Genomic DNA, 24,996 nt, shown 5'->3' with positions numbered 1-24,996 from the left:
ATAATAAGTTTTCCTCAGTCCACGGTTCCTCCTCCGTGGGCTCTTTTTTTGCCTGTCGTTTGAGAGCAAATTACCGCTACCGTCTCCGCCGCCATCTGATAGCAGCTTTCGATGTTACCTTGCCCACACCAATCACCACTGACAATCCATTGGTGCTTGTCATCTACTAAGATGTGCAGCGCTTTATTCGCTATGTTATCTGGATGACTAATTGTTGCCGCATAACGCCAGCGATGACAGTCAACTTGGCTAGGCGTACTTTCATCATTCCAGCTCAAAGCTTGCTGTACTGCCTGTAGTAACTGCGCTTTTACTACCTCAATATCGTCATCGACATGCGCCTCCGACCAATCATTGCGCGCATGGATAGTGACACTGGGCAGCAGCTGGTCATGAGCAGGCTTCTGATGCTCGATAAATATTCGATCCAATGGCGAATCATGGACATAGGCCACATCCCATAGAATCGTCTGACGGCTTAAGGTATCAGGTAATTGCTGCCCATCATCCCAACCTAACATCAAGGTATAGCAGGCCTGCATCTGTGATTTACTAATTTTCGCTTGCTCACTAAAGCCACTATTTGCCATTAATTCCACCGCCTGTCCGTTTGGGGTCGTACAAACCACCCAATCGAAGTGACCAAGACTGTTACCATCTGCATCGAACAACTCTGTTTTGCTATTAGTATCATTTTTTTCTACAAAGTGCTCTTTACTTAATGGCGCCACACGGGTTTTAAAGTTTATGCTCGTATGCTCTAGTTCATCAGCCAAGGCGCGACCCCAACTGGTCATCTTTGGTGTGCTGATATAACGCGCTTGCGTGCTGTGCCATTGTTCTTTTTTTTGGATATCAGCAATCGGTGCGGCATCATGGAAAGTTGTTAAATCCACCACATTGGCACACCACGGCTGCAATAAATCACTCTGTAGCCAAGGCTTGATAAACTGCTGGAAATCGGCACTTTTAGCAGTAAAAAACTGCGCACCAAATGCCCATTGCCAGTTTTTAGTAGTAGCGCTGTCCGTACGATAACGCGTTGCTAAACGACCGATACTGCGAGATTTCTCAAAAATAACAATGTTTGGTACGACCGATTTGCGATTGTCATGAGTAAAAGCACGCTCCAATAACGTAGCCGTAAATAAACCGGTCAAACCACCACCGATAATGGCGATGGTAGGCGTGGGTATCTTATCGGTAGCATGCGCAGCAGAATCAGTCATGATGACAGTGAACCTTATAAATTATGGGGCAAAATAATAAGTAGTAAGATGAAAATAACATGGTTATTCTAAAAAACATTGAACCTTTAAAGCCTATCAATATAGTTCATCCACTTTTAAAAGAGTATAGCGCTACTGGGATTAATTATTCGCAGCCTCTGTCTGCGTAGGCACAGCAAGCAAGAAAAATTAATCCCAGTAGTGCTTGATAACCTTTGTATTTCTTTTATTTAGGACGGACTGTAATATATCGGTAAAAAGCCATGCTATAAAAATAGCATGGCTTTTTATACCTTAGCTTCCAATCATTTTATACCTGAGCGTACAATCATTTTCAAACGCGGGTAATGCTTAAAGCGCATTAATATTGAATAATCAAGTCTATTTTGCACGTTCGGTTTTGACCACTTCGACCAGCTCATTAATCACTGAGCTATCAGCTAGGGTAGATAAATCACCAAGCCCAACATATTGCCCTGCCGCTAGGCTACGCAATATGCGGCGCATGATTTTACCAGAGCGAGTTTTTGGTAGTACATTGACCATATAAATGGCATCTAGATTGGCAATCGGACCAATCTCGGAACGTACATGGCGGTTCAATTCTGCCTTGAGTGAATCCGTTGCTGTTTCACTAGACTTGAGGATGATAAAGGCGCAAAGACCGGTGCCGCGAATATCATGCGGCATACCAACAACCGCCGCTTCAGCAGTCGCCGGATGCGCGACCACTGCACTCTCAATCTCTGCCGTACCTAATCTATGCCCCGAGACATTTAGCACATCGTCGACACGACCGGTGATCCAATAATGCCCATCTTCATCACGTTGTACCCCATCGCCGGTAAAGTAATAACCAGGATATTCAGTAAAGTAGGTTTTTAAGAAGCGCTTATGGTCATTATAAATAGTGCGCATCTGACCGGGCCAGCTACTATTAATAACCAAATTACCCTCAGCAGAACCCTCAAGTGCTGTACCGTCAGTATCAATGACTTCAGGTATGATGCCATAGAGTGGATTCATCGCCGCGCCCGGTTTAAGTGCTACCGTTCCCGGTATCGGTGAAAGCATAATACCGCCAGTTTCAGTTTGCCACCAAGTATCGACAATTGGACACTTGCCACCACCGACGAGATGATAATACCAATCCCATGCTTCAGGATTGATTGGCTCTCCAACCGTACCAAGCAAGCGTAGACTTGAGCGATCCGACTCACGAACAAAGGTATCACCCTCTTTCATCATAGCTCTGATAGCAGTCGGTGCGGTATATAAAATCGTGATTTGATGTTTATCAATGATATGCCCAATGCGTGCCCAAGTCGGATATTCTGGCACCCCTTCAAACATAACCGTCGTGGTACCATTGGCAAGCGGTGCGTAAGTGGCATAGGTATGACCCGTCACCCAACCGACATCCGCCGTACACCAATAAACATCATCGTCTTTGATATCAAAGACATCCCGAAAAGTAGACAGTGCATAAGTGATATAACCACCGGTGGTATGCAAGACGCCTTTAGGCTTGCCCGTTGAACCGGAGGTATATAATAAAAATAGCGGGTCTTCGGCATTCATGACCTCAGGTTCGCAGTGCTGTGATTCACCGTCCACCAAACTATGATACCAAACATCACGGCGACCACTCATCGGTACTGAGTTGCCTGTACGGTGCACGACAATGACATTAGTCACGCTGTCTGTGCCATCCATGTCTAAAGCACGATCGACATTGGCTTTGAGTGGCGTACGCTTATTACCGCGAATACCTTCATCAGCGGTAATGACCAGTTTGGACTGGCTATCAATAATACGATTACCCAAGCTCTCAGCAGAGAAGCCGCCAAATACCACCGAATGCACCGCCCCGATGCGTGTGCATGCCAGCATCGCTACCACCGCTTCTGGTACCATTGGCATATATAAGGTGACGCGGTCGCCCTTTTTAACCCCAAGCTTTCGCATCGCATTACCTAAGCGACAGACCGCAGAATGCAGCTCTTTAAATGAGATGATTTTATGGAGTGAAGGGTGGTCACCTTCCCAAATGATGGCAGGCTTATAAGGATTATTTTTGACGTGACGATCAAGACAATTGACTGAAATATTCAGCTCACCATCTTCATACCATTTGATGCGAAAATCTTCCAGATCATAACTGACGTCGCTGATTTTGGTGGGTTTTTTTATCCAATCAATCAGCTCGGCACGCTTTGCCCAAAAGGCATCGGTCGCCTCAGGTGACGCAATGGATTGCTTATACTCTTCAGCATACTGCTCGGCGGTGATATTGGCAGCGGCGACAAACTCAGCCGCAATCGGAAATGATTTTTGGGTCATAGGGTCATCCTTTTTTAATTATTATGACCTGTAGCAACCATCGCAGATAGCGAAGACTTACACAGGTGATAACAGTCATCTTCCATAATTTTGACACTTAAGGATAGTGTGACAAATAAGCAGAATGGTTGCAAGACATCAACCACTAATCACAACAATTTCACTGTACGCCTGTAGACTTAATGATTCATATCTGATTTTATTGATTACTTAATAAGTGTGTAATATTTGCTATGTAGAGCATTTTTAGGTGGTGTTCTAAAAAGTATGCTGGCGATAAAAGTCAATAAGAAATCTATACTAAGTTCTCTGGTTCTATAGGGTTTTCAAAGCTTCAAAAATTGTTAAAATTTTAATCAGCATACTTTTTGATACACCACCAACTATATTTACGATGGGCAATTTTAAGGTGAGAAGATGAATGAACTTATAAAAGCTGAGTTGTTGGAATTGAGAAGACATATATTGGCCGACTACCAACCTACTAAGGTATCAATACAAGCTATGAAATTTTTGCTTGATTATTCTAACGAGATACCTTATGAACTTCAGAGTGATCTGCACAGCTTAATAGCAATGGATATGGATGAATTCATATTACCTCAAGAGGAATGTATTGAAATTATTGATAGACTAATCGCTTGGCGTTCATGATAAAAAGGGGAACTGATTAATACTGTATCAAAACTTCCTGGTTGTAGTACGAAGATTCGGACAGGAACAGTGAATCCTTTGCCAGAGTTTTCTGGCAAAGGAAACTCAATACAGTACGAACTTTTAGAGCGTTTACCTGAATCTTCATTTAGAAATACAAAGAGGTTATAGAAATGATTTTTTCAAATTTTGATATTAATGATGGGGTCATTTATATAAATAATAAAAAGATAGATTTGCCTTTTCCAGTAGTAGAAGCTTTAGAGTATGAACAATCTATTATTGTTAGAGTAGATCCTCCAGCCAAAGAAATATTGGTGGTGTTCTAAGAAGTATGCTAGCGATAAAAGTTAATAAGAAACCTATGCTAAGTTTTCTTATTCTACAGGCCTTTCAAGGCTTCAAGAATTGTTCAAATTTTAATCAGCATACTTTTTGATACACCACCCATTTTTAAACTCTTTTATAATTTATTACCGTGCTAATTAATCCTTGTAACCTGATATAAAACATGGACAATAGCTACCCTAAAGAAATCGCTGCAAGCCACATCGATAAAATCATATCTTTTTAAATAAAAAATGCGCTATCAGTCCCATTTTTACTTTTTAAATCAGGAACAAACCATCATGGACAATCACCGCAATGCACCACAACACGCCCATTATGATGTCATCATCATCGGTGCTGGTGCGTCAGGGCTATACTGTGCGCTAACAGCGGGTCGCCGTGGTCGCCGCGTATTGGTACTTGATCATGCCAATAAAGCGGGCAAAAAAATCCTTATGTCAGGCGGTGGACGTTGCAACTTTACCAATTATTTCGTTGAGCCTGAGCATTTTATCGGTAGTAACCTACATTTTTGTAAATCAGCGCTCAGCCGTTATCCCAGTTGGGAGTTTATCGGCATGGTTGAGCAGCATAAAATCCCCTACCATGAGCGCGAACACGGTCAGCTATTTTGTGACGATTCGGCGCAAGATATCTTGACCATGCTACTTGATGAGTGTGCTGCTGTGGGCGTACAAGTAAGGCTTAATACTCAGATTGAAAGTGTGCAAGCACTCGAAGCAGAGAAAAATACCCGCTTTGAGTTATTGACGACTAAAGTACTCAGTAAAAAAGAAAAGCAAGAAAGAAAAGACACGGCAAATCAAACCAAACTTCCGCAAACGGGCTATCGCTGTGAGTCATTGGTGGTGGCAACAGGTGGTTTGTCCATTCCAACGATGGGCGCGAGTGGTTTGGGTTATGAATTGGCGCAGCAGTTTGGGCATACCTTAATAGTGACCGACGCCAGCCTAGTACCTTTTACCTTTACCGATAAAACAGGCGAGCTGATTCGCACGCTTGCCGGTATTAGCCTGCCGGTGATTGCTAGTAATGAGCGCATATCATTTAAATTGCCGCTATTATTTACCCATCGCGGACTCTCTGGTCCTGCGATGCTACAGCTATCAAACTATTGGCATACTGGTGAAACCATTAGTATTAATCTACTACCAAACACGGATATGACCGCGCTTTTTCTTGCGCATAAAAAATCACATCCTAGACAACTTATCCGTACGGTTTTGGCGGATTATACGGATAGCGCATTGCCTAAAAAGCTATTGGCAGCGCTACAAACGCATCTATGGGAAGATATCAAAGATACTGAACTTGCTAACATTAAAGATGAGCGCTTGATAGAACTTGGCGCAACGCTCAACGGCTGGCAGCTTAAGCCTTCTGGTACCGAAGGTTATCGTACTGCTGAAGTCACGCGTGGCGGGATAAAAACCGATGAAGTATCGTCAAAAACCATGCAGAGTAATTATCAAGATGGCTTATATTTTATCGGTGAAGTACTGGATGTTACAGGTTGGCTTGGCGGCTATAACTTTCAATGGGCGTGGGCCAGTGGCTTTGTCTGCGGTGAGGTTATTTAGTATTAAATTATATTTATAAAGTTTGAACTGACTTTGTTGACTCAGTTCTATCAAACCAGCTTCTATTTTGAACCGAATATATTACTGATTCAACACTTGATAATTGTGAATATAAATACAATATACACTTAACATATATCTAAACCAATTTAGAATTACTTAATAATAATCATTTGATTGATATCAAAAAAATTATTGATATTAAATAACAGGCTTAGGCTTGCGAGGTGCGACATGCGTTCAATCAAAAACATTCATAGTGATAAAGAATCACATTGGGTTGGTGACGGTTTTTATGTAAAAACCTTGGTGAATCACCTTGAGGATAATCCCGACTTTAATTACCAGCATACCGATCCGTTTTTATTATTAGATTACGGTAAACCTACCAGCTTTGAGCCCAATTCCAACTATGAATCGCGTCCTCACGGTGTCGGACAGCATCCGCACAAGGGCTTTGAGACGGTCACTATCGCCTATGCAGGGGAAATCAGTCATAGCGATTCAACCGGTGGTTATGGTGTGATTCAAGAAGGTGATGTGCAGTGGATGACTGCTGGGCGCGGCATTATGCACGAAGAATTCCACTCGCCAGCATTTAGTCAACGCGGCGGGCTTTTTAGTATGGTGCAATTGTGGGTCAATCTGCCAAGCTCGCACAAGCTGACTGCTCCTAAATATCAAGCCCTTAAACGCGCTGACTTGCCTGTGGTTGAGCTTAAAGATAATAAAAATGGCAATATCGTTGGTACAGCTGCCATAATCGCAGGTCAGTGGCAAAGTGCTAGTCAATCGCAAGACACATCCGGCGCGGCAAGTACTTTTACCGCTATTAATATGTGGGATATTGCCTTGCATAGCGCAGGGTCAACGACGTTGCAAGTACCGAGCACACACAATGTCATGTTATTGGTGCAAGAAGGCGAGCTACTTATTAACAATACACCTGTGGCAGCTGGTAGCCTGATTCAGTTTGAAGCGCCTGCTCAAACTGGTGTAGATTCTCAAATTGAGCAGGCATCTAAACAATCTAGTGATACTATTGAGCTAAACTTCCCTACTACCGCAACTGCAGGGGAAACGCTCGCACCCGTCAAACTATTGCTATTAAGTGGCGAGCCTATCGGTGAACCGATTGCAGGCTACGGACCGTTTGTGATGAATACACAAGCTGAGCTAAAACAAACGTTTCGTGATTATCAAACGGGTCAATTTGGTAAATAGCTAAAGCAAATAGTTAAGATTTACTCATCAAAAAGCCATCTGACTATCTTAGTTAGGTGGCTTTTTATTTGGAAACATTTTGCTTCCTGAATTTATAAGTTTATAAACAATCTTTTAGGTTTTTTTAATCTATGAATGTAACAGCTATGTTACTATAAATACGGACAAGTGTTTATTAGCAGAGATTTTGTGTCTCATGCTTTATTTTTTCGTCCATATACTTTTATGTTTCTATCCTTGCTAAAAATATTTTTGAACAAGGATAGCTCTTTCAACATAATGTTCGTTATGATATTTGACCTTATAAAGGAAATTTTATGTCCAATAAAAAGATGATTAAACCTTTACAGATATTGAGTGTAGGCGCTTTATCAACACTGATATTGATTGGTTGTAATGAAGATTCAAATAGCAATTCAACTAAGAATCCAGAGCAAAATACGCCCACTGTTCCTAGTCAAAATGTGGGTAGTATCTCAGGTATCGTTGTAGATCAGATCAGCTTAGCTCCAATTGCTAATGCAACGATCACAATAGCAGGTAAAAAGTATATAAGTAGCGCAACTGGCTCTTTCCAACTGCCAGATCTTACAGTAGGTGAATCAGTAACTTTGACTATTAATGCTGAAGGTTATCCAGAACGTACGTTCACTACTGTAGTTGCTAGCACAGCGCCATTATCAGTAGAATATCAGCTTAATAATGATGACACTATTGTTTCAGTGGTTCAGACTTCTAAAGCGAGCGTTAATTTAGTGATTGAGCGCTTAGGTGCAAAAGTTACCATACCTGCTAATGCATTGCAGAGAGCAGATGGGCAGCCTATTGTTGGTGACATAAGTGTCACTATGGATGTGATAAGACCCGCTATTAACTCAGATGAGATGCCAGGAGGCTATGGTATTGTCGGTGGCGGATTCATGGAAAGCTGGGGCGCGCTAAAAATAACTGCCATAGATAGTGCCAAAAATGATTTAGTAATAGCTGACGGCAGTCGTGCATCCTTAGTTATTCCAGTCTCAACTCGAAGTTTAGAGCCTTTAAAACAGCAAATGCCTTTATTCTTTTATAATGCTATACAGCAAGGTTGGGTTCAGACCGGTACAGCTGAGTTACAAACTTTGGCTAATGGTGTGCAAGCATATACGGCAAGTGTTGACACAATAGGCTCTTGGAATATTGATGTGGCAATGGATACCGTCAATGTCACGGGTTGTGTTGCAGATACTGATGGTGTTCGTGTTAAGAATGCCCTAGTAAAAAGCGACGGTATCAATTACTCCTCTGTAACCACCGCGATAGCCAATAGTAATGGTGATTTCACTCTACCTGCTCGCCGTAATAGTCAGTTGTATGTCTATGCACAAAATGGTAGCCGAACATCAAATGCTAAACCAATAACCACGCTTGGTGGCAATTATCGTATCACTGATGGCTGCTTAACTGTCAGTACAGAAAATGATAATTTGTCTATTCGTCTCACTTGGGGTGAGCGCCCAAGAGACGTGGACTCACATCTATTAACGCCTTCAGGTGACCATATTTATTATTCTAATAAAGGTAATCTATCTTCTGCACCATTTGCTAATTTAGACGTAGATGATACTGATAGTTTTGGTCCTGAATTTGTGACTGTACGTAATTTGATGGTAGGACGCTACCGTTATGGTGTTCATAATTATAGCGGCACTCAAGGTCCAGGTATTAAAGACTCTCCCGTTAGCGTATTTTTAGCAGGACCAACTATACGTAGTCGCACACTAACGCCAACAGTCAATGATACCGGAACCAGTAGTTACTTTTGGCACTCATTTGACTTAGTTGTTGATGAAAGATGTAATATCACTTACCAAACTGTAGACCGTTGGTTAACTGTAGAAGAAGAAAGAACTACGTTCAGAAACACTGCAGAATCAACGCCACGATACTGTACCGCACCTTAGATTGCATATTTGATCTTATTTAATAGTTGATTATATGACTCAGGCTTTTGATACATAATTTAGTCAGTACTATTAAAGAATAGTAAAACCCCCGATGGTATACCATCGGGGGTTTTACTCTCTTCAAGATTAGTAGCTTCAAAAGGACTTACAGATCCATTCATAGCTTCAATGGCTATTAAGCTTGGTCTAAAAATGGATAATCGGTATAGCCTTCAGTAGTGCCACCATAAAAACTCTCTGGATGCTGCTCATTTAGTGGCGCCTCTTCACGGATACGCTCAGCCAAATCGGGGTTGGCAATATAGTCACGGCCAAAAGCAACCGCATCGATATAACCAGCTTTGATATTTTTCTCTGCTTTTTCAGCGGTATAGCCGCCGGCCGCGATAATCATCTGACCAAAGGCATTACGAACACGCTGACGGAACTCACTGCTATACGGCGTGCCACCTGCCCAATCAGGCTCAGACAGATGTAGATACATGATACCGCGCTTATTAATTTGCTCAATCAGCCAGATATTTTCGTCTTCATGATAGCCCGCTTCGACATTATTAAACGTCCCAAGCGGTGAGATACGAATACCAACATGATCAGCATCCCATGCGCCAACGCAAGCATCAATCACTTCTAACATCAAGCGGGCACGGTTGTCACGACTGCCGCCATATTCATCATCACGTTGGTTAGTATGCTGAGCCCAAAACTGATGCAAGAGGTAGCCATGTGCACCATGAATCTCTACACCATCAAAGCCTGCTTCTTTGGCATTTTTGGTGGCAAGACCAAAGTCAGTGGCAACTTGCTTGATCTCATCAATCGTCGCTGGGCGCGGGGTAGTCGCCTCAACACGAATGGCTTGATTATTACTATCGCGAAGTGAGGTGCGCACACCAACATGGACATCAGAAGCAGAGATTGGCGCTTTGCCATCAGGCTGCACGCTTTCGTGCGCGACTAAACCCGTATGCCATAGCTGTACAACAATCTTGCCGCCTTTTGCATGTACATTATCGACGATAGTTTTCCATGCCGTCGTCTGATCTTGGGTATGGATACCCGGTGCGCCCGCATAACCTTTTGCCTGAAAAGACACCTGCGTGGCTTCAGCAATAATTAAGCCAGCACTTGCACGCTGTGAATAGTACTCACTTGCCAGTGCTGTCGGTACGTCACCTGGCTCGACAGAGCGCAAGCGTGTTAATGGTGCCATAATAATGCGGTTTTTTAGGGTTTGGGTGCCCATTGTGATGGGTTCAAATAAGTTATCGTGTGCCATAAAAAGCCTTGTTTGTTGTTATAAAACGACAGTTATAAAGTTTATCGATAATTGGTCAATAGCACGTACTTTTGCTTCTTGAACTGACTAAGCATGCTATGTATAAGCCGTGTTCTTTATAGGGGTAAAAGCCAGCATTCCAAGTGAAATTTACAAACAAAAACACCGACATACGTATATTTTTGGATTATTAAACGTTATTATTTATGCGGTCTTATAAGCTTATTAAGCTGATATTCTTAGTTTGATATAAAAAATATGTTTTCAAAAAATGCCTTCAAAAAATACCGTCATATCAACGTAGTTTTCCAAGATAGCCCCTGCTCTTTTTATCCTTTATTTACAGGACGTAACGCATGCAAAAAACTATTTTATCATTCACTATAGGGATGAGCTTGCTGTTTACTTTAAATGCTTGTCAGCCTAAATCAGAAGCGCCTGAAGTAGAGGTCAAAGACAGCACCGACCAAATTCGCCAACCATCCGTAAACAAATCGCTTAAGCCTACGATTGCTGATAATTCAGCGATAGACGCCAAGACCTGTTTAGCCCTCAGTGACGCCATGCAAAAAGTGGATAACACCAGCAAAATTGAAGCTATTTATGCCATTCAAAAACTGCTTAAATCCTGTTTGCCAACGGCTAATAATGCCGAAGTATTGAATGTGCTAAAAGACTATCAAGCGATGTATGAGCGCTTTTTATGGGATGATAGTGATATTAATGACGAAGAATTCAATAACGATTTTTTTGAAGTAATGAATGCCTTAGAGCAAGGCGAAAAAGTAGCGGAAGAAAAACTAAAAAATCTGAGCCCACGCGTACGCTACTTGATTGGTCTCATCCAAAATGGTGCCGATGTTAGAGTTTACAATTTAGGCGAAGGTTACTATTCCTTTAGTCATGATTTGGAAGCCATGGCAGATATATTTACCCCTTATTTACGCCAAGACCAAAAAGCATTTATCCAGCAAATGGCAATAGAGAATCAAGATATCTTTTTGAGTGATGCCGCCATTACTACCTCTTTTGCAGAGTTGGTTGAGCGTGCGGTGTTTTGGGAGGATTATATAACGCGCTATCCAAATGGCTACGCGGTAAAAGATGCCAAAACCATACTAGACTCGTATCGCTATTACTTATTTTTTGGTTCAGACAATACCCAATGGACGGATGATGACATCCGTGAGTTTCTGGAACCAGAGTATAAGCAGACGATGATTGCACTCACCAAACGTCCCGATAGTACCTTGGCAAAAGATGCAACAAACTATCTGAACTTCATGGCGTTATCCGATAGCGAACGTCAACAGCTATATCCAGCGCCTAGTACCGATGAAGATGGTTACGAAATTCATGAGAGGTCAATGACCTACTATCGATTAAATCAAGCCATGCAGATACCATCTTTTTGGAATACTAATGGTGATAATAAAGATTGCTCAAACGGGGTGATTTGCCAAGATGAGCGTCTCGACTAACAAGGCGGTAGAGAATGGCACTTGGGCGGGTTAAAACTCAAAAATACAGCAAAAATAATTCGCTACTTTTTTTAGCCTTTATTTAAAGGATGGTTCGCATGCAAAAAACTCTATTATCTCTTACCACAGTAATGAGCTTGCTGGTTGCCTTAAGTGGTTGTCAACCTAATGTAGAAACGCCTACTGAATCAAATGATACGCAAAGAGTAGAGCAAAATAACCAACAACCCCTAAGCATAGAACAATCTAAACCAGCTATGGTCACAGAGCCAGCGATAGACACTAAGACCTGCTTAGAACTGAGTAAGTCTATGCAAGAAGTGGATGATACCAACAAGATTGAAGCCATTGATGCCCTCCAAAAACGGTTAAAAAACTGTTTGCCAACGGCTAGTAATGCTGAGGTTTTGAGCTTATTAGAGAATTACCAAGCGATGTATGGACGTTTTTTAACCATAAGTCAGACTATGGAGGATGAGAATTTTTATACCGTTATGAGCATGGCTGACGAAGGCAAAAAGGTGCCCGAGCCCCTACTGAAGACGCTAAACCCAAGATTGCAATATCTTATTAGACTGGTAGAGGACGACGCTGATGTACGTGTCATATATTTGGGCGAAGGCTATTACGAATTCACTCATGACTTACAAGCCATGGTAGATATATTTACCCCTTATCTGCGCCAAGATCAAAAAGCATTTATTGAGCGACTGGCAATGGATAATCAAAAAATCTTTTGGTTTGACGCGGCGATTGCCTTTTCTTTGCAAGAGTTGATTGAACGCGCACAGTTTTGGGAAGATTATGTAGCACGTTATCCAAAAGGCTACGCACATCAAGACGCCAAATATTTATCTGAGGTATATCGTTATTTACTATTATTTGGTTCAGAAAATACGCAATGGACAGATGACAGTATTCATGAATTTGTCGCACCCGAATATCGACCGTTAATGCTCAAATTAGCCAGACGTCCCAATAGTGTTTTGGCTAGAGACGCTCAAGCCTTGTTAGACTTTATAGCGCTAACCGATAGTCAGCGTCAGGAGAAATACCCTACCTCCGGCATTGATGAAAATGGTGATGAGATGAGTGAATGGGCAATCGCCCGTGACCAAAGAGCAGAAGCACTACCGATGGAGTCACCATGGCAAGCCGCTACCAAGAATTGTTTCATTGGCGTCGTTTGCGTAGAAAACGACACTGAATAATGATATTAAGTTGTTATTGGCGCTGTTAATTAAGCTCAATCAAGTGCTTTGAATATAAAAAAACCTACTTAAAAAAGTAGGTTTTTTTATGCACCAACCAATTTCTGTTATTTTTATGACTTTAGCATCTTTTTAAAAGACAGCTCTAAAGACAAATACGTGCCAAACAATATCACCATTGAGCCAATAATCGCAGGTGTATCCAACGCTTCACCAAGCAGCAAATAGCCAAAAATAATGGCAAAAATAGGTATCACTAAGGTAATACTGGTTGCCCGCATAGGACCAATACTTTTGATTAATTGATTCATAAAAATCAGCGCGATGGCCGTTGAAAATACGCCGATACAAATGACTGAAACCCAAGCATTGAGACTGATACTTTTGCCATAAGGAAATTCATAGAGCGCTATTGGTAACATAATGACGCTAGCGATGATAAGTGAACCGGCCGTAATCGCGACGGGTGAAACGTTAAATAAATAGTTTCTAGTGATGTTTGCCCCAAGCGCATAACCGACACAGGCTAATAATGCGTAGCCCATCGGCAATAGACCAGAACCTGACTCAGCGCCTTGCCCACCAAACAAGCTTTCACTCATCAAAATAATCACACCGATGACACCGATGACCAAACCAAGTATCTGTTTTCTTGATAATTTATCTTTAAAAAAGGTACTGGCAATAAAACCACTCATCATCGGCACTGACGCATTGAGTACTGCTAACACCCCAGCATTTATCGAGCGCGCTGAAAATGAAAATAGCACAAAAGGAATGGCGGCGGAAAATAAACCAACCAGTGCCAATACTTTCCAATTTTCACGAACACCTTGCCTGTTTTTTGGGCTAAGCAACACAAAGACCAGCATGACCAAACCGGCAAATACCACACGCAAACTGGCAAATGCCAACGAACCAAACTCGGGCACGCCAACGCGATAAAATATAAAAGACAGCGACCACATAAAGGACAGCGTCACAAAGATAATGAGGTCGCGATTAGACATGGATAAACCTTATCAAGCATTAGACAGTAAAAAAACTCCGATAATAACTGGTTCGTCGCTCAATGGGTGTTATTTTTTCTATACTGATGACAGATTTTTCTATAAATCTACTTTGTCCAAAATAAAATCGATATCTTTATCGCCGCGCCCTGATAAATTAACCAAAATTGTCTCATCCGCTGACATATCTTTCGCCACTTTCATCGCATAAGCGATGGCATGCGCTGACTCTAATGCAGGGATAATACCCTCAAGGCGTGACAATGCCATAAAAGCCTCTAAATACTCTGCATCCGTTGCTGACTCATAAGTCGCCAATTGCAAATCTCTGAGATGCGAATGCTGCGGTCCAACCCCAGGATAATCAAGCCCCGAAGCAATCGAATAGAAAGGTGCTGGCTCGCCTTTTTCATCGAGTAATACATAACATTTAAAACCATGAATCTCACCTTTGACACCTAATGCCATCGTCGCCGCATGATTGGGTGTATCTAAACCTTTACCAGCTGGTTCTACGCCGATTTTCTGTACTTCCTTATCATCGAAAAATCCGCTAAACATACCAATGGCATTAGAGCCGCCGCCAATACAAGCGACCACCTTATTGGGCAGCTTACCCGTCGTTGCTAAGAACTGCGCCCGTGCCTCATGACCGACAACCGATTGAAAATAGCTGACCATTTCAGGATATGGCGCCGGTCCCAATGCCGAGCCAATCGCAAACATACTGCTATCAAGCTCATTCAAATAGGTCTCAAAAGCACTATCGACCGCTTCTTTTAGTGTTCCAGCACCGCGTGATACCGGCACGATATTGGCACCCAAAATTTTCATACGGCTAACGTTTGGATGCTCCTTTTTAATATCGACCACACCCATATGAATTTCACACTCGATGCCCATTAATGCTGCTGCCGTTGCCAACGCTACGCCATGTTGTCCTGCGCCGGTTTCGGCGATTACTTTGGTTTTGCCTAATTTCTTGGCTAATAACACCTCACCCAAACAGTGATTAATCTTATGCGCGCCAGTATGGTTTAAATCTTCACGTTTAAAATAAATCTGTGCGCCGCCGCAATGCTCGGTCAAACGCTGCGCATGGTAAATGGGGCTTGGACGACCAACGTAAGTCTCACGTAAGCGCTTCATCTCAGCGATAAAGTCTTCATCTTTGATAATTTCACGAAAACCTGTTTCAATTTCTGCCATGGCTTTGGCCAGCTCAGGATGACCAGTTTTGCCACCGAACTCACCGTATAAACCATCGTCATTAGGCAAGATTGACTGATGTAATCCGTAGCCAGCTGCTATATTTTGCGTTGTCATATCGAGACCCTATTCCCTTAAATGCAATGTTTGAAATGAAAGTTTTGAAATACTAATTTTTAATCATAAAAGAATATTTTTGTACTTTTGTTCTAGTACATTGAAACAAGATATTAAGGTATTTTTTTTAGAAGGTCAAGCTCATGGATAAACTAAAATAACAAGTGGCTATAGTTGATACCAAATAAAATAAATACGTGATTTTATGACGCGAGACTGGGATGATTTTTTCTAGCTTGCTGTGCCTACGCCGACAGAGGCTGCAAAAAATTCATCCCAATCCCGCTGTATCGTTTTTACATTGAGCTGACTATATAACTATTAAAAATAATAGAAGGGTTTACTGGGTTAACTCGATTTTTATTATTCATGCTCTTTAGAGCAATAATATAAAAGACATAGTTAAGCAACCTATGTTTGCTAATATAGCGCTCGTTTAGCCTACCTAACTAGGCTTACCCTTACCAGATAATCACTTTTTCAGCTTAAATAACACCTATTAGGAAGCAGTATGCAACGACGTCAACTGATTAAAGCCATGGGTTTCAGCTTAGGCGCTATCAGCACCTCCGCTGCAGTAAGTGGCTGCCAAACGCTTACAAAACCAGTAAAACTACCAAGCAAGGTTACCCAAGCTGGTCACTTTCCTAATATCATCGTTGGTAGTGGCTATGGCGGTGCGGTATCGGCGCTGCGATTGAGCGAAAAAGGTCATAAAGTATTGATACTTGAGATGGGCATGCGCTGGGATAGAAGTCCCAAGCACGATACTTTTTGCAAGATGATTAGCGCCGATAAACGCTCAAGCTGGTTTAGCAATTGGCCAAATGCGCCCATCACCATTCCTATTCCCATTAAAAAATATCCGGGAGTTTTGGATTTAATCGAATATGACGATATGAAAGTCTTCGCTGGGCGTGCCTATGGCGGCGGCTCTATCGTTAATGGCGCGATTGCCATTCAGCCCAGACGCTCGCACTTTGAATCTGTATTTCCATGGATTGATTCTGATGAGATGTACGATACTTACTTCCCTCGCGCCATGAAGGAACTCAAAGTTAGCCAAATTCCAGAATCATTCTTTAATGAGTCCGAGCATTATGAATTTACCCGCGCCGCTGAACGCCAAGCTTCAAAAGCTGGGCTGAAGACGGAATTCTTTGGTAATAGCTATGACTTTGACTACATGCAAAAAGAAGCGCGCGGCGAAGTGTATAAGTCAGCACTCGGCGGCGAAGTAATCTATGGTAATAATGCGGGTAAATTCTCACTGGATCTAACTTATCTAAAGGACGCCGAAGCCACTGGCAATGTCACCGTCAAAACCTTACGCAAGGTCAACACCATCCAAGCGCACGATAACGACCAACTGCGCTTAGAAGTTCACGTCATCAATAAAACTGGCGGCATCGATAAAATTGAACATTACACTTGCGATAAGCTGTTCCTGAATGCGGGCAGTACTGGTACCTCAGAGCTGCTACTTAAAAGCCAAGCTGAAGGAAAATTAAACAACCTAAACGAACATATTGGACAACATTGGGGACCCAACGGCAACATCATGACCGGTCGTAATTTCGTCCATGCGGCTGGTACTATCCAATCTACCATTCCGGTCAAGGCCATTAATATGTGGGACGGCGATAGAGACGGCTCAAAGTACAAAATCTTTGCCGAGCTCGCCCCACTACCGCTAGGGCTTGAAACTTGGACGACGCTCTATCTCGCCATCACCGACAATCCCGAACGCGGCAATTACTACTACGATAAAACCACCAAAACCGTCAAACTCAACTGGAAACGTGAGCAAAATGAATACTCGGTAAATGCTGCTAAAGAGTTGTTAGATAAGCTCGCCAAAGCTAACGGCGGCTCTACTTCAAGCTTATTGTTTACCAAAGGCTTTGGCGATGACTTTTGCTATCACCCGCTCGGCGGTTGCGTCCTCGGTAAAGCGACCGATGAAGTTGGACGCGTTAAAGGGCATGAGAATATCTATGTGCAAGATGGTGCGTTAATCCCCGGTAGCGCTGGCGTTAATCCGTATGTGTTTATCACAGGACTTGCTGAACGTAATATGGCAGCTATTTTGAAGGCAGATTTTGGGTAGGTTGTTAGAGTCTTAGGATTTGGTTAGATAGAAAACGATCTTGAGGGGCGTTCTTTGGGTTAAGCTTGGGAATAATATAACTAATGCTGCTGTTTGCTCATATCTTGCCTATTTACTAGAGCGGGAGCTAAATGCTAGAGTCGTTCGAATACTCGAGCGAACGCCTATAATTATGCTAAGTAAGTTGTCAAGGAAGCACGCTGGTATTAAGCTTAAACCACGTCTCAAGACAGTTATAGATAATTAAATTAATTTGCCGACTTCAGAAAACAGTTTTCTATTATCCTAAAGTACATAATCCATTGTATTCATAAATAATAGATTGAACATCCATATTTAAAATTAATCCAAGGATAATATCATTGTCATACGATAAACTAATTCATTTTTTTGAGAAAGTAACGAAGGATGTTTGGATGAATTTGGAGTATGCCCATCATTCTAATCTCAGCTTTGGTGAAACTACAATATCAGATGTAATTTTGTTGAATATACTAAAATCAAATAACCCTAACATCTTTATTAGACAAACGAAACAAGATGAAGAATCAGAGTTTGGGACAGACTGGGTGTGGTGGATTGGTAGCAGTAAACTTGGTTGGGTTTGTTTTGCTGTTCAAGCAAAAAAGTATTACACAAATGATAATAACTACAAAACTATTAATCACCAGGTTTTAGTAAATAATATTAAAACATCTCAGTCATTAATACTAGAAGCTCATGCTAGCGCTATTGGAGCTGTACCTATTTATGCACTATATAACTATGTTTTAGACAAAAATTTTGATTTAGGTAGTCAAAATCTTAATTACTCAAAAGGTAGATATGGTGTAACAGTAACTTCATTGAATACAATCAAGAAAGCGGTAAAAACTTATGGTGGACGTAAATTCAAGTCTTTGCATGACGATCCTAGTACATTCCCATTACCTGATCTAATAAAGTTAACAAAAATATTTCTAAATCAAAACAACACTAATGGTTATAAGTATTCAGAGCTACTTAACTCTAACACTAAAATTCATCAAAAATTACCTGAAAACCTCGGTTTGATGCCAAAATCAGGATTTGTTTTTATGAATAGAGATCTAAAATTTGAGCAACCTACTTTTGCTAAAAGAGCTTTAGTTATCAATATTGATAAAGATTAATTTAATTTATGTAGAGTATGTGATGATTTTTTAGAAATCATAGTTTAGGTATAGTCAGTCCTAAATAAAATAAGCACAAATATTATAACGCGCTACTGATATAAGTTTTCCTTGCTTGCTGTGCCTGCGCAGACAGAGGCTGCGCAATACTTATCCCAGTAGCACTGTGTTTGTTTTATAGTGGATCGACTATATCTGCTTACCTAGCTTTCTATTGTACATAATCCTATAGGCTAAAACGTCAATCTATGAATTATCGTGAATAACCATAATTTCAATTACGATAGACTCATAGAAGGTAGCAGATCTCACCGCTAGCCCTGATAGCAGCGGTATCCTGACGCAGAAGATGGCGATGCGGACTATGGTTGGGGGTGGTATCGAGACAACAGGAACACCACCAGACAAAACAGTCCGCACGCCATCGACCAGTTAGATACAAGCGGATAGCAGGATTAGCTCCAAAAACTAACTATTCCTCCAACAAACTATAAATCACCTTCTCCAAAATCTAATCAAAATACTCTGCCCTATCATGATATACGAATACCCAAAATCATAACTCCTCTACTAGACAGTTATTGAATTCCAACCCCGCATCGGCAACAATGACAATATCTATTTATAACATTCAATATAGAAAAACCATTCGAGAAAAAGGAAAAAAAATGAAACTGCGCATCTTAAAATCTGCTGTGACCAACCCTTGGTTTAACCTCGCCACAGAGGATTGGATATTTAATACGCTCAATCCCGACTCGCACACGCTATTTTTATGGCGCAATAGCGAGACCGTGGTCATTGGGCGCTCACAAAACCCATGGGTGGAATGCAAAATCGATAAGATGGAAGCCGACGATGTGTTTTTGGCGCGTCGACAAAGTGGCGGCGGCGCGGTGTTTCATGATTTAGGCAATACCAACTTTACCTTTTTGTCGCCCAAAGCCGACTACGACCAAGAGGCGAACTTTACCATTATTATTAATGCACTAAAAAAATTGGGCATAGACGCAGATTTATCTGGTCGTAATGACATGCAAGTCGGTGATAAAAAAATATCAGGCAGCGCCTTTAAACATGCCGCCGATCGCAGCTTTCACCATGGGACATTACTGGTGAACGCCAACATGCAAAAGCTTGGCGATTATCTCAATCCGCATCCGCTTAAGCTGAAAGCCAAAGGTATCAAGTCTGTGCGCGCACGTGTCGCTAACTTAGTAGAGTTTAACGATACGATTAATCACGAGATCTTATCCGATGCCATTATCGAAGCGTTTTTTGAATATCATGGCGACACCGCGCCAGTAGAAGAATTGGATGAAGCCAGCCTCGCCAAGCAGCCGACGCTCAATAAATATTATCAACAAATGGCAGATTGGGATTGGCGCTTTGGCAAGACGCCTGAATTCACCCATCACATTGAAACGCGCTTTGACTGGGGCATTATTGACTTGCACCTTGATGTGAAGCAAGCGGTCATTAGCGAGGTGGTTATATTCTCTGATGCGCTAAATGTTGAGTTGATTGACCTACTAAAAGACATGCTAATTGACGTTAAATACAATAAGGTCGACATCAAAGCCACGCTTGATGAATTAGGCAGAGCGCATCCTGAGTTAGCTACGCAGGTTGATGATGTTTCTAAGTGGCTGACTAGTGAGATGGAAGGTTAAATGTGAGAGTAAGGACTTGATAAGCAACGAACTGGAACAGAGAGGCAAAACAGTCTATAGAATACAAATATATACTTATTAAGGTTATTTTATTTATGGTGTAGCAATTTTTGAAAGGTAATGTATGAGAGCATTTCGCTTTATGCTTCAAGGCTTTTTACTGTTGGGCATGAACACTCTAGCTGTAGCCATACCATTTGGTCATAGCAATGGTAGCGGTGGCACCGTTTATGCCTTAGGCTCAGATATTATCAATCAAGACGATAGTAACGATTTTGATAAACTATACATTCCTGAAGTTCGTTTGCCTTGGTATTCTTATGATCCGTTATCAGACTCTAAAAAAACCTATCTGCCAAAGATTATAGATAGCAGAAAATATTATGATGTAAAAGCCAAAAAATGGCTTTATAGCGACTTCTATATTTTTCAAGCCAGGTATTTAGCAGGTAGTAAAATTGAAATTCAGGTTAGCTACGATAATGGCGATAGACCTTGGCATGATGCTTATTTAAAAGCATTACAGTATGCAAATCAATTGGGCTATATACCACCTGTCCTTCGAAAACCTACTCATTCGATGACTATTCACAATAACTACAATGGTTTAAGAGGTGGCAGTAATAACATCATTATTTTTGAAGAACGTGGTGCTGAACATATAAAGCTAGGCTCAATAGAAGAGGCTTTGTTTCATGAAGCTACTCACAACTACTTTAATGATATGATATTTAAAAAAATAATCCGCAATATCAATTATGGAAGCAAGCTCAAGCTAAAGATAATGACTTTATTTCCTATTATGCAAAAAATAATGATTACGAGGATATTGCCGAAAGCCTTATCTCATATTATGCCGTAAAATATAAGAGTCAACGTATTGGTAAGCTGCAAAATGATGTATTAAAAGCAATACCTAATAGAATTCACTACTTCGAAAGTCTAAACTTGAATTTAACCCATTTTGATATACCTATTAATCCTCATAAAGATTATCTCATACGTAATAACACCAACTCTCATACGATAAACATTTCTTCTAAATCTAAATTAATCCACGCTACCCCAAGCTCTAAATATTCAGATCTACTTTGGCAGTTTAAGACCATACCTGCGGGACAATATGGCGATGATAGATATATATTACATGCAAAACAATCTGGTAATACTAGTTGCCTAGATATTGTCAATGGTGGAGATAATGATTAGGAATTACATTTAAAAAATTGTGGGGGTTTCTCTGGACAGAATTTCTCCCTTGTTCCTGTTGGCACTAATAAATATAACTTGATGCCGTTATGGCAGAAGAATTTATGGAGCGACTCTACTCGCTATTTTAGTTGTCTGTCTTTAACAGAAGCTAAATCTACCAATATTGTGCTAGAAAAATGTGATGGCAGTAAAAGCCAAATTTTTACTATAAAACCATCATCTCTAGCGTAGAGTTTTGACTAATTATATATAAGCTATTATTAGCTGCTGTTCTAAATTTATTCATCACCTTGAAACTGACTTTAATTGGAGCATTATTGATTTGTACCTTGATGTGAAGCAAGCCGTGATTAACGAGGTGGTGATTTTCTCTGATGCGTTAAACGTTGAGTTGATTGATCTGTTAAAAAATACGCTGACGGACATTAAATATAATCGCAATGAAGGGAAAGACAAGCTTGATGAGTTGGGTAAAGCGCATGCTAATTTAGTTGCACAAATTGATGATGTGTCTGGATGGTTGCTGAGAGAGATGGAAGGTTAGATTTTGGTGTTTGATTAAAAAACTATAGATATAGATTTTTCAGACAATAATAAATTAGAAGGTGTTTTTATGAAGTATTTACATGCAATGATTAGAACGAATAAGCTAGAAGAAACCTTATCGTTTTATTGTGAGCTTATGGGCTTGAAACTGCTTAGAAAAAAGGATTCTGAAGCAGGTAGATTCAGCTTATACTTTTTGGCGACCCATGAAGGTGCTCCAGAAATTGAGCTTACTCATAACTGGGACGAGGAAGAATATAACAACGGCAATAACTTCGGGCACTTTGCCTTTAGAGTCGACAATATATATGAGCAATGCGAAATATTTATGGCAGCTGGTGTCGATATATTAAGACCGCCTAGAGATGGGTATATGGCTTTCGTTAAAGACCCTAACAATATCTCAATCGAGCTACTTCAAGATGGTAAGCAATTAGAACCCATTGAACCATGGATTTCAATGGGAAATATTGGTAGTTGGTAGGTAAATAAGGCTGAATTAGACTTTTCAAGCTCTTATCAATAGTAAGGATTAAACGTAACTCACCGTTAGATATCAAAGTTATGGATTTGGTGAGTTACGCTACCGACCACCCTACACTCACTTAGTCGATTTTTGGATACTTACATCCTGCCATTTTCGAAAGAAAGATAAAAATACAGCCGATCCAATCAACGCCATAAACATATCAGACTGCGTATCCCAGACATAACCTTGGGTCCCCAGAAAGGATTCTGCATCGCTGCCAACTACTAAAGCTATCCACCATTCTATCAGCTCATAAAAGGCACTAAACGCCAAACAAACTGACATCACGAAAACTAATAGCCAGCGTTCGTTTTTTACTACATTTAAGCGAAGTAGAAGTTCTCTAGCAATACATGCTGGTACAAATCCCTGTACGAAATGTCCCAATTTATCGTAGTGATTGCGCTCCCAACCAAACCAGTTGGCGACAGTGTCAAACAGAGGTACTTCGGCATACGTGTAATGACCGCCTATCATTAATACGACGCAGTGCAGCAATATTAAAAAATACGTTAGCCTTGATAAGGTAAATTTTTGATAAGTCGCGGCTAATATGCCTAAACCAATCAGAGCGGGCGCAACCTCCAAAGCCCAAGTGAAATAATTTTTAGGCGCAATACCCGACCAAATGAGCACAGCAAAAAATACCACCAACCAAACGGTCTTAAGCGAAACATCGTGCCCTCTATTTTTATTTAAGTTATTCATTAACGTTTTAATATTCCTTGTTAAAAATAGAGGCTGTTATCACGGTGCTTACTATTTGATTATTAAGGGCATGTGATGAATTTGGTAAGCTATGCTATCGTTAACTCGCTCTAATAACTAAACTCAACTTACTGCTCTCTTGGCAGCTTATCCAACAGTTTCTTAACCTCAGTGACATACTGCCCCAAATCTGGCTCTAAATGAAATCCCTCTACTGGTGTGGGTAAACCTTTCTGCTTGCCCAATCTAACGATTATTGCGTTCTCTTCAGGCAACACTAAAACGCGCTGTCCCAAGTGACCCAGCATGGCATAAAACGGAATCGGACTTTCCATATCTGTCCATACTGAATGACCGTAAACTTGCGCTTGCCCTTCTGCAAATGCCTCCACATTGGGCGTAATTATAAAATCAACGTGCTCTTTGCTAAGCAGTTGCTTACCTTGCCATTCGCCACCATTTAATAATAGCTGCCCAAATTTGGCAAAATCTAAAGCACTGGCATTGAGACAGCAATATACTTTTTCAATGCTCTCTGAGCCATCGAGCGACCAATAAGCATCACCCTCCATTCCTAAAGGTTGCCAAAACTTCTCTTCTAGATAGCTAGAGATGGTATAGCCATGTGGTTCTAACGCTCTTGATAAAGCAATCCCAAGCATTTGCGTGTCACCCGACGAGTATTTGAACTGGTCACCACATTCTTCTACAAAATCGCGATTGACCATTTGCTTAACTAAGTCATGACCATAATAGGATTCCGCAGTGGGATTAATCGGAAAATAGTAATCCTCTGTCCAATCGTAGCCCGAGGTCATCGCCGATAAGTGTGAGAGGGTGCAACCTTGAGCGTATTGATTATCAGCGTATTCAGGTAGCCATTTAGTTATGGGCTCATCAATACTTGATATATAACCGTCTTCTACCGCTTTTAGATAGAGCATGGTTGTGACGGTTTTTGCCATAGAAAAGCTATTGGTATGTGAGTCGGCACTGTAGCCTTGCCAGTAGTTTTCGTACAGCAGCTTGCCGTCTTTGATAATGGCAAAGGCAACGGTTTCATCGGTGTCCAAGGCGTTTTGCAAGGTAGGCGTGAGTTTAACTTGCTCAAAGTTAGAAGATTTGTCCCAAGTAATAGGATCTTTTGCGCGGATGGTGCGATTATCAAAATCGACATAATCATCGATATTGGCAGTATTTTCGCCTTTAAGATAAGTAAGCTGTAAGCCACGAAAAATATAAGCATTGCCTGTCACTACTAAGCCTAAGCTGATAATAATGAGTAGTGCTACAATAGGCACAACGATCCATTTAAACAGTGTTTTTAACACTACCATTATAAAATCCTTTTTTATGGCGTGGTTGGTGAGATAAAAATTAACAGTAGGTCATACTAATTTGTAGTCGCTCTAGAACCTATACGTCAAACATCG

At 41.1% G+C, this 24,996-nt stretch carries 20 protein-coding genes; 13 read left to right on the top strand and 7 right to left on the bottom strand.

The annotated features are described in order from the left end of the window. Positions 1-14: 14 nt before the first annotated feature. Both EPB74_RS04015 and acs read right to left on the bottom strand, forming a co-directional pair. The gene (locus EPB74_RS04015) at positions 15-1,229 is read right to left on the bottom strand and encodes an NAD(P)/FAD-dependent oxidoreductase (protein WP_274902908.1); all 1,215 of its coding nucleotides are present in this window, start codon (positions 1,227-1,229) and stop codon (positions 15-17) included. A 381-nt stretch (positions 1,230-1,610) separates the two neighbouring features. Next, complete coding sequence (acs, locus tag EPB74_RS04010; RefSeq protein WP_089554788.1) at positions 1,611-3,572, bottom strand: acetate--CoA ligase; 1,962 nt, start codon at positions 3,570-3,572, stop codon at positions 1,611-1,613. 417 nt (positions 3,573-3,989) lie between these two features. On the opposite strand from acs, the gene EPB74_RS04005 reads away from it, so the two are divergent. The 5 genes from EPB74_RS04005 to EPB74_RS03985 all read left to right on the top strand — a co-directional run bounded on the left by EPB74_RS04005 (position 3,990) and on the right by EPB74_RS03985 (position 9,324). Further along, positions 3,990-4,226, top strand: coding sequence for a hypothetical protein (locus EPB74_RS04005; protein WP_274902907.1), 237 nt, complete (start codon positions 3,990-3,992; stop codon positions 4,224-4,226). A gap of 173 nt (positions 4,227-4,399) precedes the next feature. Continuing rightward, positions 4,400-4,555, top strand: a complete 156-nt coding sequence (locus EPB74_RS04000; protein ID WP_274902906.1) for a hypothetical protein — start codon at positions 4,400-4,402, stop codon at positions 4,553-4,555. Positions 4,556-4,855: 300 nt separating this feature from the next. Further along, positions 4,856-6,157, top strand: a complete 1,302-nt coding sequence (locus tag EPB74_RS03995) for an NAD(P)/FAD-dependent oxidoreductase (protein WP_274902905.1) — start codon at positions 4,856-4,858, stop codon at positions 6,155-6,157. Between the two features lie 234 nt (positions 6,158-6,391). Beyond that, positions 6,392-7,381: a pirin family protein gene (locus EPB74_RS03990; protein ID WP_274902904.1), complete on the top strand. Its 990-nt coding sequence runs from the start codon at positions 6,392-6,394 to the stop codon at positions 7,379-7,381. Between the two features lie 317 nt (positions 7,382-7,698). Next, positions 7,699-9,324 (top strand): carboxypeptidase regulatory-like domain-containing protein, encoded by a 1,626-nt coding sequence (locus EPB74_RS03985; protein WP_274902902.1) that lies wholly within the window; start codon positions 7,699-7,701, stop codon positions 9,322-9,324. Between the two features lie 178 nt (positions 9,325-9,502). Here the strand turns inward: EPB74_RS03985 and nemA are convergent, their stop codons facing one another. Further along, complete coding sequence (gene nemA, locus EPB74_RS03980) at positions 9,503-10,606, bottom strand: alkene reductase (protein ID WP_274902901.1); 1,104 nt, start codon at positions 10,604-10,606, stop codon at positions 9,503-9,505. A 356-nt stretch (positions 10,607-10,962) separates the two neighbouring features. On the opposite strand from nemA, the gene EPB74_RS03975 reads away from it, so the two are divergent. Together EPB74_RS03975 and EPB74_RS03970 are read left to right on the top strand one after the other, a co-directional pair. Then, positions 10,963-12,087 (top strand): hypothetical protein, encoded by a 1,125-nt coding sequence (locus EPB74_RS03975; RefSeq protein WP_274902900.1) that lies wholly within the window; start codon positions 10,963-10,965, stop codon positions 12,085-12,087. A 98-nt stretch (positions 12,088-12,185) separates the two neighbouring features. After that, positions 12,186-13,298, top strand: a complete 1,113-nt coding sequence (locus EPB74_RS03970) for a hypothetical protein (RefSeq protein ID WP_274902899.1) — start codon at positions 12,186-12,188, stop codon at positions 13,296-13,298. Positions 13,299-13,411: 113 nt separating this feature from the next. On the opposite strand, the gene EPB74_RS03965 is transcribed toward EPB74_RS03970, so the two are convergent. Beyond that, the gene (locus EPB74_RS03965) at positions 13,412-14,308 is read right to left on the bottom strand and encodes a DMT family transporter (protein ID WP_274902898.1); all 897 of its coding nucleotides are present in this window, start codon (positions 14,306-14,308) and stop codon (positions 13,412-13,414) included. 99 nt (positions 14,309-14,407) lie between these two features. Next, positions 14,408-15,634: a tryptophan synthase subunit beta gene (trpB, locus tag EPB74_RS03960; RefSeq protein ID WP_274902897.1), complete on the bottom strand. Its 1,227-nt coding sequence runs from the start codon at positions 15,632-15,634 to the stop codon at positions 14,408-14,410. A 511-nt stretch (positions 15,635-16,145) separates the two neighbouring features. On the opposite strand from trpB, the gene EPB74_RS03955 reads away from it, so the two are divergent. From EPB74_RS03955 to EPB74_RS03930, 6 genes are all read left to right on the top strand, one after another. Further along, positions 16,146-17,744 carry a GMC oxidoreductase gene (locus tag EPB74_RS03955; RefSeq protein ID WP_274902895.1) on the top strand — a complete coding sequence of 533 codons (1,599 nt, stop codon included), beginning with the start codon at positions 16,146-16,148 and terminating at the stop codon, positions 17,742-17,744. Between the two features lie 416 nt (positions 17,745-18,160). Continuing rightward, the gene (locus EPB74_RS03950; RefSeq protein ID WP_274902894.1) at positions 18,161-18,895 is read left to right on the top strand and encodes a DUF6615 family protein; all 735 of its coding nucleotides are present in this window, start codon (positions 18,161-18,163) and stop codon (positions 18,893-18,895) included. A gap of 668 nt (positions 18,896-19,563) precedes the next feature. Continuing rightward, the gene (locus EPB74_RS03945) at positions 19,564-20,568 is read left to right on the top strand and encodes a lipoate--protein ligase (RefSeq protein ID WP_274902893.1); all 1,005 of its coding nucleotides are present in this window, start codon (positions 19,564-19,566) and stop codon (positions 20,566-20,568) included. 124 nt (positions 20,569-20,692) lie between these two features. Next, positions 20,693-21,430, top strand: a complete 738-nt coding sequence (locus EPB74_RS03940; RefSeq protein WP_274902892.1) for a hypothetical protein — start codon at positions 20,693-20,695, stop codon at positions 21,428-21,430. Between the two features lie 672 nt (positions 21,431-22,102). Beyond that, positions 22,103-22,324, top strand: coding sequence for a lipoate protein ligase C-terminal domain-containing protein (locus EPB74_RS03935; protein WP_446740014.1), 222 nt, complete (start codon positions 22,103-22,105; stop codon positions 22,322-22,324). A 69-nt stretch (positions 22,325-22,393) separates the two neighbouring features. Further along, positions 22,394-22,810, top strand: a complete 417-nt coding sequence (locus tag EPB74_RS03930; RefSeq protein ID WP_274902891.1) for a VOC family protein — start codon at positions 22,394-22,396, stop codon at positions 22,808-22,810. A gap of 117 nt (positions 22,811-22,927) precedes the next feature. On the opposite strand, the gene EPB74_RS03925 is transcribed toward EPB74_RS03930, so the two are convergent. Both EPB74_RS03925 and EPB74_RS03920 read right to left on the bottom strand, forming a co-directional pair. Beyond that, on the bottom strand, positions 22,928-23,563 hold the full coding sequence (locus EPB74_RS03925; RefSeq protein ID WP_274902889.1) for a DUF2238 domain-containing protein: 636 nt from the start codon (positions 23,561-23,563) through the stop codon (positions 22,928-22,930). Positions 23,564-23,691: 128 nt separating this feature from the next. After that, entirely contained in the window at positions 23,692-24,900 is a 1,209-nt protein-coding gene (locus EPB74_RS03920; protein ID WP_274902888.1) for a serine hydrolase domain-containing protein, read from the bottom strand. Positions 24,901-24,996 lie beyond the last annotated feature (96 nt).

It is taken from the genome of Psychrobacter sp. DAB_AL62B (assembly GCF_028895345.1).
GTDB lineage: Bacteria > Pseudomonadota > Gammaproteobacteria > Pseudomonadales > Moraxellaceae > Psychrobacter.
The sequence above is the reverse complement of the archived record's forward strand: the minus strand, read 5'-3'. Positions and strand labels throughout refer to the sequence as shown.